Source organism: Paraburkholderia atlantica (assembly GCF_009362785.1).
Classification (GTDB): domain Bacteria; phylum Pseudomonadota; class Gammaproteobacteria; order Burkholderiales; family Burkholderiaceae; genus Paraburkholderia; species Paraburkholderia atlantica.
Map to the genome: position 1 here is coordinate 20,824 of NZ_WHNQ01000026.1, position 13,674 is coordinate 34,497.

A 13,674-nucleotide genomic window follows, 5' to 3' on the forward strand; every position below is an offset into this window, starting at 1 on the left:
GGGCCGCGCAACGCAATCCCGCCGACGCGCGCCGCTACGATGGCGGCACGGCCGGCGTCATTCGTCCCATCATCGTCCGGTCAGGGTTGCAGGCGTGCGATCAGCCAGTTCGCGTTTTCTTCCGCGCGCGTATAAAGCAGACGATCGTGCAGCCGCGATGGCCGCCCCTGCCAGAATTCGATCGCGTCGGGCACCAGACGGTAGCCACCCCAGTGCGGCGGACGCGGAGGATTTTCGCCGTATTGCAGGCTGATTTCGCGTTCGCGTACTTCGAGCTGCGAGCGGCTTTCAATTACCTGACTCTGATTCGATGCCCATGCGCCGATCCGCGAGCCGAGCGGACGCGATGCGAAATACGCGTCACTTTCTGCCTCGCTCGTTTTGACGACGCGGCCCTCGATGCGCACCTGGCGTTCGAGCTCGATCCAGTGAAACAGCAGGCTCGCGTAGGGGTTCGCGCTCAGTTCGCGGCCCTTGCGGCTTTCGTAGTTGGTGAAGAACACGAAACCACGCTCGTCGACGCCCTTGATGAGCACGATGCGTGCCGAAGGCCGACCGCGTGCGTCGACCGTGGCAAGCGTCATTGCATTCGGCTCAGGCAGCTTGGCGTCGATCGCCTGCTGGAACCACGTGTCGAATTGGCGGAACGGATCGTGGTTGACGTCGGCAACGTCCAGTGAGCCCAGCGAGTAGTTTTTTCGAAGCTCGGCGAGTGAGATCATGTTCTTATGCGAACGCTACAGTGGGCCAAGTATAGCCAAGGCGCCAGGTTTTTGCGCGCGAGCGGATCAACGTATGGCGGGCGCGTATGGCGAGCGCCAGGCCTGCAACGTTGCGTCGCTGCTCGTGGTCCTACGCGGCTGCTTTCACGTGTTCAGGCAAAATACGGGCTGCGCGCTTGATTGGCCAAAGCGAATAGCCAATGCGCCGCCGCCTACTACGTTCCGCCTGTGTTTTCGAGCCCTGCCATCATGTCCAGCACCACCGCGCAATCCGATCTTACTACCAGCCTCGACGCGAACGAAACCGCCGACCGCGCGCGCCGGTTCGGCGGCATCGCCCGTCTGTATGGCACGCCCGCGCTCGCCGCGTTCGAGGGTGCGCACGTCGCGGTGATCGGCATCGGCGGGGTGGGGTCGTGGGTCGCGGAGGCGCTTGCGCGCAGCGCGCTCGGCACGCTGACGCTGATCGATCTCGACAACGTCGCGGAGAGCAACACTAACCGGCAGATTCACGCACTCGACGGCAACTACGGAAAACCGAAGGTCGAAGCGATGGCCGAGCGCATCACGGCGATCAATCCGTACTGCGACGTGCGGCTGATCGAAGACTTCGTCGAGCCGGACAATTTCGCAGCGACGCTCGGCGGCGGCTTCGACTATGTGATCGACGCGATCGACAGCGTGCGCACGAAGACCGCGCTGATCGCGTGGTGTGTCGAGCGCAAGCAGCCGCTGATCACGGTCGGCGGCGCGGGCGGTCAGCTCGACCCGACGCGCATCCGCATCGACGATCTGGCGCTGACGATCCAGGACCCGCTGCTGTCGAAGGTGCGCGGACAGTTGCGCAAGCAGCATGGCTTTCCGCGCGGGCCGAAAGCGAAGTTCAAGGTGAGTGCCGTGTATTCCGACGAGCCGCTGATCTATCCGGAAGCGGCCGTCTGCGATATCGACGAAGAAGCCGAGCACGTGAGCACGTCGCCCGGACGTACGGGGCCGGTCGGGTTGAACTGCGCGGGGTTTGGGTCCAGCGTATGCGTGACCGCGAGCTTTGGTTTTGCGGCTGCGGCGTATGTGTTGCGGGAGCTGGCGAAGAAGGCGGCGGTTTAGGTGGCAGCCTGGGCGGCGGTGTCAGCCGCTCTGACCCCGGCTGCCATTGGGCGGAACATCACAAACGATCAATACAACGACGCACTCAGCTTGCGCCGCCACTGCGCCACCAACTCGGGCTGATGCGCGGCCAGATCGAACACGGACAACATCGTCTTGCGGCCGATATCGTCGCGGAACGCGCGGTCGCGCTGCACGATCGCGAGCAAATGTTCGAGCGCCTGCGCGTATTTGCGCCGCGCGATAAACGCATTCGCGAGATCAAAGCGTGCTTCGAGATCGTCGGGATTGCCCGCGACGCGTGCTTCCAGCGCATCGGTGGGCGGCAGGTCCGCGGCGGCGTCCACCGCGTCGAGCCGCGTCTTGATCGCGTTGAAACGGGCGTCGATGCCTTGCGTGGTTTTCGGCGACAGCAGATCGACTTCGCTGCGCGCCTCGTCGATGCGGTTGTCTTCGAGCAGCAACTCGATGCGGTCCATGCGCGCGTCGTCGAAGCCCGGGTCGTACGCCAGCGCCGCTTGCAGCAGGTCGTAGGCGTCGTCGCGGCGACCTTCGGCGAGCGCGGTCTGCGCTTCGATGCGCGCGGCTGGCGCGCCCTGCGGCACGAGCCGGTCGAGGAACTCGCGCAGCTGTCCTTCCGTCAGCACGCCGATGAACTGATCGACGGCCTGGCCGTCGGCGAATGCGATCACGTGCGGAATGCTGCGCACCTGGAAGTGCGCGGCCAGCTCGTGGTTCTCGTCCACGTTGACCTTCACGAGCTTCCATTTGCCGGCGGCTTCGGCTTCGAGCTTTTCGAGCATCGGGCCGAGACTCTTGCAGGGGCCGCACCACGGCGCCCAGAAATCGACCAGCACGGGGGCCAGCATCGACGCCTTGATGACGTCCTGTTCGAAAGTGGCCAGAGTGGTGTCCATTGCGTCCTCGTCGATAGAAACGGATTGTGGCTAGGTGGGGCCGAATCGTGCGAATTCAATGCGGTGATTCGCGCGCGGCCCCTCGCGCCGTCACTTGCGCTGCGGCAGCGGAATCCATTCGGTTTCGCCGGGCACGTGGCCCATTTCCTGATTCGTCCACGCGAGCTTCGCGGCTTCGATCTTCTCGCGCGAGCTCGCGACGAAATTCCATTCGATGAAGCGCTCGCCGTCGAGCTTCTCGCCGCCGAGCAGCATCACGCGCGCGCCGTGGGTGCTCGCGAGCGTCACGGTTTCGTCGAGCGCGAGCACGGCCATCTCGCCGGCTTCGAGCGTGGTGCCGTCGATCTCCAGATCGCCTTCCACCAGATATACACCACGCTCCTCGTGCTCTGGTTCGAGCGCGAACGCGCTGCCCGGCGTGAAGTCGGCGGCGACGTACAGCGTGCCGGAGAACGTCGCGACCGGCGACACCGCGCCGAACGCGGTGCCCGCGATCACGCGCAGCGTCACGCCATTGCGCTCGACGACCGGCAAGGTCGCCGCCGCATGATGCGCGAACGACGGCTCGGCGTCTTCATCGGCGAGCGGCAGTGCGACCCAGGTCTGGATGCCGTGAATCCGCTGGCCGCGCGCGCGGTCTTCGGCCGGCGTGCGCTCCGAATGGACGATGCCGCGCCCGGCCGTCATCCAGTTGACGTCGCCGGGGACGATCTTCTGCTCGGAGCCGAGGCTGTCGCGATGCATGATCGCGCCGTCGAACAGATAGGTGACGGTCGCGAGGCCGATATGCGGATGGGGGCGCACGTCGAGGCCGGTGCCGGGTTCGAGGGTTGCGGGGCCCATGTGGTCGAAGAAGATGAACGGGCCGACGAGGCGGGCCGCCATCGCCGGCAGCACGCGCCGCACGGCCAGATTGCCGATGTCGCGTACGTGCGGTTTGAGGACGGCTTTAATCGAGGAAGTCATGAGCAGGCTCGACGGTAAAGTGGAAGGAGAAGGCTCGAGTGGTCGATTCTACTGCGCGTCGCGCGCGTCCGACGGCGACGGTGCACGCTCGCCATCCGCGGGCGCGATGAACCGGGATCGCAGCCTCGGCTACACTGCCGGATCGAACCATTTCATTGGAGACCTGGATGTCGCCCAGGGACTTGCTGATCGCGCTGGTCGTCGTGGTCGCGTGGGGCGTCAATTTCGTCGTGATCAAGGTCGGCCTGCATGGCGTGCCGCCGATGCTGCTCGGCGCGCTGCGCTTTGCGCTCGCCGCGGTGCCGGCGGTGTTTTTCGTCAAGCGGCCGCAGATGCCGTGGCGGTGGCTGTTCGCCTACGGCGCGACGATCTCGTTCGGGCAATTCGCGTTCCTGTTCTCGGCGATGTACGTAGGCATGCCCGCGGGGCTGGCATCCCTGGTGCTGCAGGCGCAGGCGTTTTTCACGCTGATCTTCGCGGCGCTGTTTCTGCACGAGCGCTTCCGTTTGCCGAACGTCGCCGGTCTGCTGATCGCCGCGGCGGGGCTCGCGGTGATCGGCCTGCAGGGCGGCCACACGATGTCGCTCGTCGGTTTCCTGCTGACGCTGTGCGCCGCGTGCATGTGGGCGCTTGGCAATATCGTCACGAAGAAGGTCGGCAAGGTCGATCTGGTCGGACTCGTCGTGTGGGGCAGCCTGATTCCGCCGCTGCCGTTTTTCGCGGCGTCGTTCGTGTTCGAGGGGCCGCGCGAGATCGCCGCCGCGCTGACCGGTATCAGCGCGCTGTCGATCTTCGCGATCGTCTATCTGGCGTTTATCGCGACGTTGGTCGGCTATGGCTTGTGGAGCCGTCTGCTGTCGCGCTATCCGGCGAGCCAGGTCGCGCCGTTCTCGCTGCTGGTGCCGATCGTCGGACTCGCGTCGGCGTCGCTGCTGCTCGGCGAGCAATTGTCGGCGATGCAGGTGGCGGGCGCATTGCTCGTGATGGCGGGGCTCGCGGTCAACGTGTTCGGCGGCTGGGTCGTGCAGCGCTTGATGCCGGCGCGCTGAGCAACCGTCGCGCCACGCGTTGCGGGCGTGAATAAAAAAACGGCCGTGAGGTCTAATGCCGTTCGGTCAAGTGACTGAACGGCATTTCGTTTTTTGGCGCAAAGTAGTTGTAAACGGGGACCTTCAGTACGAAATGGCCTAGGCGGACGTGACGCGCTCGTACGGCAAACTGCCAGCATTGCTCAAGCCCTTGAATGCGCGGCTCGAGCAACTTCCCAATGAAAACCGAGCCGGGAGCACCTGCGCTCGGACCGTCAAATCGAGACCATTCCGCTATGCCGTTCGTGATAGTGATGAATTGTCCGATATTTTCGAAATTTCTCTTGGCGAAAAGAGTGACGATAGCTCGCGGCTTGGACTCTATAACGCGATTGCGGAACTCGTCTCCGAAGTCGCCCTCATCTACGAGGCGTTGTACGTGACGTTTGGGCCTCGAGCCTATCAAGATCAACAGGTCTTTGACAATCGTTTAGGCGTTAGCTGGATGCTCTACCTTCCGCACGCTCTCACACCGGCCCAGGTGCCAGAAGCGCGCGCCCTTATCCCTGTCATGCGCGAAGACAAGCAGCAAGGCACGATCATTGTCAGCGTGACGGATGACGTCTTCGATGTGAACAACCGCGACCACGTCAAGGCGGCTAACGATATCGAAATTCGTCTGGCAGACCAGGATTTGTTGCCACGATTCGTTGACCTTTAAGCTTTGATCGTTGCCCGCTTCTGCGGGGCTTCTCCATGCGAAAAAGGCCCGCCCGGATCTTCGTCAGACGGTCGACTCGGCGCCATCTCAGGCTTCAGGCGGCGAGAACCGGCACTTCATCATTCCAGCCAACGCCAATACGTGCTGGGAAGTGGTGAGTGAATGCCGACCTCACGTCATGCGGCTCTTCGCGAGCGGCGGATTCGCCGCGAAATAGCGCTTGATGCCCGTCAGAATCGCGTTGGCCATCTTGTCGCGATACGCGTCGTCGTTCAGGCGCCGCTCCTCGTCCGGATTGCTGATGAATGCGGTCTCGACGAGGATCGACGGAATGTCCGGCGCCTTTAAAACCGCGAAGCCGGCCTGCTCGACCGAGCCCTTGTGCAGCTTGTTGATGTCGCCGATCTCCTTGAGCACGAAGTTGCCGTAGCGCATCGAGTCGCGAATCTGCGCGGTGGTCGACATGTCGAATAGCGCGCGGTTCACGGTGGCGTCGTCGGATTTGATGTTGATGCCGCCGATCAGGTCCGACGAGTTTTCCTTGTTCGCCATCCAGCGCGCGGCCGCGCTCGACGCGCCGTGCTCCGACAGCGCGAACACCGACGAGCCCTTTGCCTCGGGCGTCGTGAACGCGTCCGCGTGAATCGACACGAACAGGTCCGCGCCGACGCGGCGCGCCTTCTGCACCCGCACGTTCAGCGGCACGAAGAAGTCGGCGTCGCGCGTCATCATCGCGCGCATATTCGGCTGCGCGTCGATCTTCGCGCGCAGCTTCTTCGCGATGTCGAGCGCGACGTGCTTCTCGTAGGTGCCTGAGCCGCCGATCGCGCCCGGGTCCTCGCCGCCATGACCCGGATCGATCGCGACGGTGAGCAGTCGCACGGTGTTGCTGCGGCCCGACTTCGGCGTGGTGAATGCGTAGGTGTCGCCGTTGTCGGCGAGGTTGTCGTTGTTGCTGTCGAGGCCGCGTGCGGTACTGTTGCCGTTGGCGTTGCCACCCTTGTTGCGGGCGATCACGCTGGGTGGCGCCGACGGCGCAGAGGGTGTGGGCTGCCTGCCGGCAATGGCCGGCGCGGACGGCGCCGTCGTGCCGCGCGCGGGCGGACGCGGTACGCCCGCGGCGCCATTGCCTGCGCCACTGCCCGCGCCGCCGTTCTGCGCGTAATGCTCGAAGAATGCATCGCTGTTGTCGACCGGCGGCGGCGTGCCGGGGCCGGAAAGCGTCGCGGGCGGCGCGTTGTTTTCTTCGTTGAGCGCCTGCTGCTTGCGCTCGGTCTGCGCGAGCAGGTCCATCAGCGGATCGGGCGCGACGGCCGGATACAGGTCGAACACGAGCCGGTATTTGTATGCGCCGACCGGCGGCAGCGCGAACACCTGCGGCTTCACCGAGCCCTTCAGGTCGAACACCATGCGCACCACGTGCGGCTGATACTGCCCGACCCGCACCGACGAAATCTGCGGATCGTTCGGCGTGATCTTCGACACCAGTTCCTTGAGCGCCTGATCGAGATCGAGGCCGTTCAGGTCGACGACGAGCCGGTCCGGTCCTTGCAGCAGTTGCTGCGTGTTTTGCAGCGGCTGATCGGATTCGATCGTCACGCGCGTGTAGTCGCGCGCGGGCCACACGCGCACGCCGAGCACCGAGCTCGCCAACGCGAGACGCGGCGCGACGAGGCCGAGCACCAGCGTCGACGCGCCCGCGCGCAGGATCTGCCGGCGCCGCCAGTTATGCGTTGCGCCCGCTGCCGATTCGATCGAATGGAACGGTTTGATTAACATCTTTCGAGACATGCCTTTCCTGATTCGCTATAGGCGCGTGCAACGAGTATGCGTGCGTCCTCGTTTGCGTCCGAGTTGCCGACGAGCCCGAGCGAGAAGACGAGATCCGGCACACCGAGCAGCGCTCCCGCGCGTTGCGGCCATTCGACGAGGCAGACCGCGCCGCTATCGAAATATTCGCGAAAGCCCGCGTCGGCCCATTCGGCCGGATCGGAGAATCGGTACAGATCGAAGTGATAGAGCGCGAGTTCCCCGGCGGGCCGCGAGAGCACATAGGGTTCGACGAGCGTGTAGGTCGGACTGCGCACGCGGCCGGTGTGACCGAGGCCGCGCAAGGTCGCGCGCACGAGCGTGGTTTTGCCGGCGCCGAGATCGCCGACGAGTTGGACTTGCAGGCCGTGGAACGCGAGGTCGGTTGCGGCGCCGCGCTGTGCTGACTGTGCCTGATGCGAGTCCGCACGCACGCTTTCGATCGCCTGTGCGAAGCGCGCGCCGAACATCTGCGTGGCGGCTTCGTCCGCGAGCGCGAAAGAGCGTTCGAGCAGCACGGGAGCGGACGGTAGGGTCGCGTGATCGGGATTGACGGGCATTCTCGTAAAATGGCGTGATGAACCGAAGTCCGAAGTCCCCTGTTTCCTGCACGCCCGCATCGGCCGATGATGCCGCGCGAGCTTCTGATGCAACGTCCCTTTTCGACGAGGCGGCGCTTCGTGCGCTCGCGCTCGACATCAAGACGTGGGGCCGTGAACTCGGTTTCGGGGCGATCGGCATTAGCGATACCGATCTGTCGGCCGCCGAAGCGCCGCTTGCAGCGTGGCTCGAAGCGGGTTGCCACGGCGAGATGGATTATATGGCCAAACACGGCATGAAACGCGCGAGGCCAACCGAGCTTGTGGCCGGCACGCGACGCGTGATCACCGTGCGCATCGCCTATTTGCCTGCGCGGACGCTGGAAGGAGAGGCGCCTGAAAGCATGCCGCAAGACGTAACGCCACCCGCCTCGCGCGCGACACCCCGCGCGCGCGACTGGCGCGCGGCCGAGCACGCGAGGCTCGCGGACCCATCGACGGCGGTCGTGTCGATCTATGCGCGCGGCCGCGACTATCACAAGGTGATGCGTCAGCGCTTGCAACAACTGGCCGACCGGATCGAAGCGGCGATCGGGCCGTTCGGCTATCGCGTGTTCACCGATTCGGCACCGGTGCTCGAAGTCGAGCTCGCGCAGAAGGCCGGCATCGGCTGGCGCGGCAAGCACACCTTGCTTTTGCAGCGCGACGCCGGCTCGCTGTTCTTCCTCGGCGAGATCTACGTCGACATCCCGCTGCCGACCGACGCCGAAACCTCGCCCGAGGCCGCCCCCGAAACGCCTGGCTCGCATTGCGGCAGCTGCGCGCGCTGCATCGGCGCCTGTCCGACCGGCGCGATCGTCGCGCCGTACAAGGTCGACGCGCGGCGCTGCATCTCGTATCTGACGATCGAGCTGAAGGGCAGTATTCCGCGCGAGCTGCGGCCGCTGATCGGCAATCGGGTGTATGGCTGTGATGATTGCCAGCTCGTGTGTCCGTGGAACAAGTTCGCGCAGGCCGCGCCAGTCGCTGATTTCGACGTGCGGCACGGGCTCGATCGCGCGTCGCTGGTCGAACTGTTCGGGTGGAGCGCGCAGGAGTTCGATACGCGCATGCAGGGCAGCGCGATTCGCCGCATCGGCTACGAGTGCTGGCTGCGCAATCTCGCGGTCGGCATGGGCAACGCGTTGCGCGCCGCGCCCGGAACTGTCGACGTAGACGCGCGGGCTGCGATCGTGCGGGCTTTGAAGCAGCGAGCCGACGATCCGTCGGCGCTCGTGCGCGAGCATGTGGAGTGGGCGCTGGAAGCGGCGTAAAGTCGTGGCAATTCGGTGCCGGCAATCCGGCACGCTAGAGGAGCAGGCAATCATGTTCAACGCAGTGATCGATGCGCCGTTCGGCAAGGTCGGCATCCGGCTCGAAGGCGAGGCGGTGCGCGAGATCGTCTATCTGCCCGACTCGACGCGCAACGTCGCGCCCGAGACGCCGCTCGCACGCGAGGCGGCCGAACAGATCGAGCGTTACTTCGAGAGCGCGTCCGCGAAGTTCGCGCTGCCGCTCGCCGAGTGCGGCACCGCGTTCCAGCGGCGCGTATGGCAGGCGATTTGCGACATCCCGCCGGGTGTCGTGCTGACGTACGGACAACTCGCGAAGCAGCTAGGCAGCGTGCCGCGCGCGGTCGGCCAGGCGTGCGGCGCGAATTTCTTTCCGATCGTGATTCCCTGTCACCGCGTGGTGAGTGCGAGCGGCATCGGCGGCTTCGCGCACGATGGCGGCGACGGCTTCTTTCGCGACGTGAAGCGCTGGCTGCTCGCGCATGAAGGTGTGCCGTACGTATGAGCACGCCCCCCGATACCGCTGAACGAGTCGAAGACACCGCCACCGCATCGCCGCTGCTGCTGACCAGCGCCGCATCGATCGACGCCTTTTGCGACGCGCTGTGGCTCGAACACGGCCTGTCGCGCAACACGCTCGACGCGTATCGCCGCGACTTGCGTCTGTTCTGCGAATGGCTCGCGCACACGCGCAATGCTTCGCTCGACACCGCGAGCGAAGCCGACCTGAGCGCCTACAGCGCGGCGCGGCAAAAGGACAAGGCGACCTCGGCGAACCGCCGGCTGTCGGTGTTTCGCCGCTATTACGCATGGGCGGTGCGTGAGCATCGCGCGGCCGCCGATCCTACGTTGCGCCTCCGCTCGGCGAAGCAGCCGCCGCGTTTTCCGTCGACGTTGAGCGAAGCACAGGTCGAAGCGCTGCTCGGCGCGCCCGACATCGACACGCCGCTCGGCTTGCGCGATCGCACGATGCTCGAGCTGATGTACGCGAGTGGTTTGCGCGTGACCGAGCTGGTCACGCTGAAGACCGTCGAGGTGGGACTCAACGAAGGCGTCGTGCGCGTTACCGGCAAGGGCTCGAAGGAGCGGCTCGTTCCGTTCGGCGAAGAAGCGCACGCGTGGATCGAGCGCTATCTTCGCGAGGCGCGCCCGGCGCTGCTGGGCCCGCGCGCGGCCGACGTGCTCTTCGTGACGGCACGCGCCGAAGGCATGACGCGCCAGCAGTTCTGGAACATCATCAAGCGACACGCGCAGGCGGCGGGTGTGCATGCGCCGTTGTCGCCGCATACGTTGCGGCATGCGTTCGCGACGCATCTGCTCAATCACGGTGCCGATCTGCGCGTCGTGCAATTGCTGCTCGGCCACACCGATATTTCGACGACGCAGATCTACACGCACGTCGCGCGAGAGCGTCTGAAATCGCTGCATGCGCAGCATCATCCGCGCGGATGAGCTCGACGTGAAGCGCGCGGGCATGCGCGCGCTTCACACCAACTCGCGCAATCGGTGCTTGAGAATCTTGCCGGTCGATGCGGCCGGCAGCGCGTCGAGCACCTTCACCCCGGCCGGCCGCTTGTACGGCGCGAGCCGCTCGCCGCACCACGCGATCAACTCCGCGGGCGTGACCGTCGCACCGGCAATCAGCTCGACGAACGCGATCACCTCCTCGTTGCCTTCGACCGCGCGCCCGATCACCGCCGATTGCACGACCTGCGGATGCGCGTTCAGCACGTGCTCGACCTCGGCCGGATACACGTTGAAGCCCGAGCGGATGATCAGCTCCTTGCTGCGCCCGACGATATGCAACGCACCGTCCGCGTCCCGACGCGCGAGATCGCCGGTCTTCAGCCAGCCATCCTCGGTGACGGTCGCGCGGGTCTGTTCGGGGTTGCGGTAGTAGCCGAGCATCACGTTCGGGCCGCGCACCCACAGCTCGCCGATCTCGCCCGGCGCCGCTTCGACGCCGTCGAGTCCGACGAACTTCACCTCGACGCCTGGGATGACTTCGCCGACCGAGCAATCGGCGCGCGGTGCATCGACCATCGTCTGCGACACGGTCGGGCTGCTTTCGGTCATGCCGTAGCCGTTGTGCAGCGGCAGGCCGTACACGGCTTCCACCTGCGCCTTCAACGCGGCGTCGAGCGGCGAGCCGCCCGAGTACGCGAAGCGCAGCCGCGGCGCGGACCATGCGTAGCCTTGCGTGTGCAGATGTTCGAGCAGCTTTGCGTGCATCGCCGGAACGCCCTGGAAGATCGACACTTGCTCGTCGGCGAGGGCGCGGCGCACCGCTTCCGGCACGAAGCGCGGCGCGAGCCGCAACGTCGCGCCCCCATGCAGGCTGCCGAGGCATACCGACGCGAAGCCGTACACATGCGAGATCGGCAGCACCGCATAGACGACGTCGTCGGGCCCGACCTGGCGCAGCCGGCTCGACACGGCCGCGATGTACAACAGATTGCGATGCGACAGCATCACGCCCTTCGGTGCGCCGGTGGTGCCGGTCGTGTAGATCAGCGCCGCGCATTGGCGGTCGCTGGCGGCTTCGACCGCTTCGGCTCGGACGCTGCTGTCCACCGCATACGACCATGCGCCGATGTCCGGCGACAGCGCAGGTGCGGGTGTCGCTCGATGCCGCTGCGCATGCTGGCGCGCGTCGGGCGAGCTTTCGACCGCATATGCGACGACGCGCGGTTGCGCATGCGCGCGGATCGAATCGAGTTCGGCCGCCGACAGTCGCGCGTTCGACACCAGCGCCCACGCATCGAGCCTGGAGGTCGCGAACAGCAGCACGACCTGCGCGATGCTGTTCTCCGCGACGATCATCACGCGATCGCCGCCGCGTACGCCCCATTCGCGCAGCAGCGCGGCGACGGCATCGACGGCCTCTAGGAGTTGCGCGTTGGTCAGGCGGCGCGCATCTTCGATCAGCGCGACATGCCGCGGATCGCGTGCGGCGGCGAGCGCCGGAATATCGCTGATGCGCGCGGGCAGGGCTGCGAGCAGCGCGGGGATGTCGATCGTGGAACGGATGGATGAAGCCTGGTTCAACGCTGTCTCCTCTGGTCCCATGCAAGTAATAGCAACACTAATTCGTAGCCCAGCCGTACTATCGCGCCATGCGGGCATAATTTCGAACGATCGTGCCACAAGCGTCGAACCCTCACAATCGCCCGTTCGGCAAATAGCCGTTGTGCAATCTCGCCATTACAATGCGCCGATGAGCAAATCCAGACACGTGTCCGAAACCCCCGCCACGCAGCTGCTGCGCCGTCACGGCGTCACGTTCGGCGAACATCCTTACGACTACGTCGAGCACGGCGGCACCGAGGAGTCGGCGCGCCAGCTCGGCGTCGACGAGCACCACGTCGTGAAAACGCTGGTGATGGAAGACGAGCACGCTAAGCCGTTGATCGTGTTGATGCACGGCGATCGCACCGTCAGCACCAAGAACCTCGCGCGGCAGATCGGCGCGAAGCGCGTCGAGCCGTGCAAGCCCGAAGTCGCGAACCGGCATTCGGGTTATCTGATCGGCGGCACTTCGCCGTTCGGCACGCGCAAGCAGATGCCGGTGTATGTCGAGTCGACCATTCTCGAGATGGACAAAATCTGGTTGAACGGAGGGCGGCGCGGCTTTCTCGTCAGCATCGAGCCGAAGGTGCTCACCGATCTGCTCGCGGCGAAGCCGGTGCAGTGCGCGAGCGTGGACTGACGCCGACGTGCGAGTTGACGTTTGCCTGAATGTTTTTCGCGCGGACGCCTTCGGTAAAATGTGCGCCGCCTTGTTTCGACGGGCGTACCCTGTTGCGGTTGGGGTATCGAATGTCAGACCGCGATCCTTATAAGAGTCCTAGATGCAAAACCTGATCGTCGCTGTCGTTGCCTATCTGATCGGTTCGTTGTCGTTTGCCGTGATCGTGAGCGCCGCGATGGGTCTCGACGACCCGCGCTCGTACGGCTCGGGCAACCCGGGCGCCACCAATGTGCTACGCAGCGGCAGCAAGAAGGCCGCGATTCTGACGCTGATCGGCGACGCCTTCAAGGGCTGGCTGCCGGTTTGGCTGGTCGTGCATTTCGGCGCACGCTACGGGCTCGACGAGCGCTCGATTGCGGTTGCGTCGCTCGCGGTATTTCTCGGCCACCTGTATCCGATCTTCTTCCGCTTCAAGGGCGGCAAGGGGGTCGCGACCGCCGCGGGCGTACTGCTCGCGATCAACCCGACGCTCGGCGTCGCGACCTTGCTGACTTGGATCATCGTCGCGTTCTTCACGCGCTACTCGTCGCTGGCGGCGCTGTGCTCGGCGCTGTTCGCGCCGCTTTTCTACGTGTTCCTGTTCGGGCCGCGTATCGTCGCGCTCGCGGTTCTGGTGATGAGTCTGCTGCTCGTGTGGCGACATCGCGGCAATATCGCGAAGCTGATGAAGGGGCAGGAGAGCCGGATCGGCGACAAGAAGAAGGCCGCTAGTCCGGCCGCGGGCAACGATCTTTGAAGTGGACTGAGCCGCATCGCGCGGCCTAGGCGAGGCGGCTTGGACTT

Annotated in this window: 14 protein-coding genes; 8 read left to right on the top strand and 6 right to left on the bottom strand. The window is 65.3% G+C overall.

From position 1 onward, the window contains the following. Positions 1 to 80: 80 nt before the first annotated feature. Positions 81 to 722 (bottom strand): pyridoxamine 5'-phosphate oxidase, encoded by a 642-nt coding sequence (pdxH, locus tag GCT19_RS29205; protein ID WP_018437809.1) that lies wholly within the window; start codon positions 720 to 722, stop codon positions 81 to 83. A 249-nt stretch (positions 723 to 971) separates the two neighbouring features. Here pdxH and tcdA point away from each other — a divergent pair, with 249 nt between their 5' ends. Further along, a complete protein-coding gene (tcdA, locus tag GCT19_RS29210) occupies positions 972 to 1,829 on the top strand; it encodes a tRNA cyclic N6-threonylcarbamoyladenosine(37) synthase TcdA (protein WP_152853871.1) in 858 nt (285 codons plus the stop codon). Between the two features lie 68 nt (positions 1,830 to 1,897). Here the strand turns inward: tcdA and trxA are convergent, their stop codons facing one another. Next, positions 1,898 to 2,746: a thioredoxin gene (gene trxA, locus GCT19_RS29215; protein ID WP_013090368.1), complete on the bottom strand. Its 849-nt coding sequence runs from the start codon at positions 2,744 to 2,746 to the stop codon at positions 1,898 to 1,900. A 90-nt stretch (positions 2,747 to 2,836) separates the two neighbouring features. Then, positions 2,837 to 3,712: a pirin family protein gene (locus tag GCT19_RS29220; RefSeq protein ID WP_018437812.1), complete on the bottom strand. Its 876-nt coding sequence runs from the start codon at positions 3,710 to 3,712 to the stop codon at positions 2,837 to 2,839. Positions 3,713 to 3,879: 167 nt separating this feature from the next. On the opposite strand from GCT19_RS29220, the gene GCT19_RS29225 reads away from it, so the two are divergent. Next, complete coding sequence (locus tag GCT19_RS29225) at positions 3,880 to 4,761, top strand: O-acetylserine/cysteine exporter (protein ID WP_018437813.1); 882 nt, start codon at positions 3,880 to 3,882, stop codon at positions 4,759 to 4,761. A 148-nt stretch (positions 4,762 to 4,909) separates the two neighbouring features. Continuing rightward, positions 4,910 to 5,461 (top strand): immunity 52 family protein, encoded by a 552-nt coding sequence (locus GCT19_RS29230; protein WP_321576889.1) that lies wholly within the window; start codon positions 4,910 to 4,912, stop codon positions 5,459 to 5,461. Between the two features lie 171 nt (positions 5,462 to 5,632). On the opposite strand, the gene GCT19_RS29235 is transcribed toward GCT19_RS29230, so the two are convergent. Beyond that, positions 5,633 to 7,252, bottom strand: coding sequence for an N-acetylmuramoyl-L-alanine amidase (locus GCT19_RS29235; RefSeq protein ID WP_035492170.1), 1,620 nt, complete (start codon positions 7,250 to 7,252; stop codon positions 5,633 to 5,635). Continuing rightward, entirely contained in the window at positions 7,234 to 7,830 is a 597-nt protein-coding gene (gene tsaE, locus GCT19_RS29240; protein WP_152853872.1) for a tRNA (adenosine(37)-N6)-threonylcarbamoyltransferase complex ATPase subunit type 1 TsaE, read from the bottom strand. The genes GCT19_RS29235 and tsaE overlap by 19 nt, the downstream gene beginning before the upstream one ends. Before the next feature lie 17 nt (positions 7,831 to 7,847). On the opposite strand from tsaE, the gene queG reads away from it, so the two are divergent. Genes queG through xerD form a run of 3 tightly spaced genes read left to right on the top strand, consistent with a single transcriptional unit; the run spans position 7,848 to position 10,592 of the window. After that, a complete protein-coding gene (gene queG, locus GCT19_RS29245; protein WP_152853908.1) occupies positions 7,848 to 9,122 on the top strand; it encodes a tRNA epoxyqueuosine(34) reductase QueG in 1,275 nt (424 codons plus the stop codon). 52 nt (positions 9,123 to 9,174) lie between these two features. After that, a complete protein-coding gene (locus GCT19_RS29250) occupies positions 9,175 to 9,645 on the top strand; it encodes a methylated-DNA--[protein]-cysteine S-methyltransferase (protein WP_018437818.1) in 471 nt (156 codons plus the stop codon). Beyond that, positions 9,642 to 10,592, top strand: coding sequence for a site-specific tyrosine recombinase XerD (gene xerD / locus GCT19_RS29255; RefSeq protein ID WP_152853873.1), 951 nt, complete (start codon positions 9,642 to 9,644; stop codon positions 10,590 to 10,592). Before GCT19_RS29250 ends, xerD begins: the two co-directional genes overlap by 4 nt. 33 nt (positions 10,593 to 10,625) lie before the next feature. Here the strand turns inward: xerD and GCT19_RS29260 are convergent, their stop codons facing one another. Further along, on the bottom strand, positions 10,626 to 12,188 hold the full coding sequence (locus tag GCT19_RS29260; RefSeq protein WP_152853874.1) for a class I adenylate-forming enzyme family protein: 1,563 nt from the start codon (positions 12,186 to 12,188) through the stop codon (positions 10,626 to 10,628). Positions 12,189 to 12,357: 169 nt separating this feature from the next. Here GCT19_RS29260 and ybaK point away from each other — a divergent pair, with 169 nt between their 5' ends. Beyond that, a complete protein-coding gene (gene ybaK / locus GCT19_RS29265) occupies positions 12,358 to 12,849 on the top strand; it encodes a Cys-tRNA(Pro) deacylase (RefSeq protein WP_013090359.1) in 492 nt (163 codons plus the stop codon). Between the two features lie 142 nt (positions 12,850 to 12,991). Next, entirely contained in the window at positions 12,992 to 13,627 is a 636-nt protein-coding gene (gene plsY / locus GCT19_RS29270; protein ID WP_013090358.1) for a glycerol-3-phosphate 1-O-acyltransferase PlsY, read from the top strand. The last annotated feature ends 47 nt before the right edge of the window (positions 13,628 to 13,674 follow it).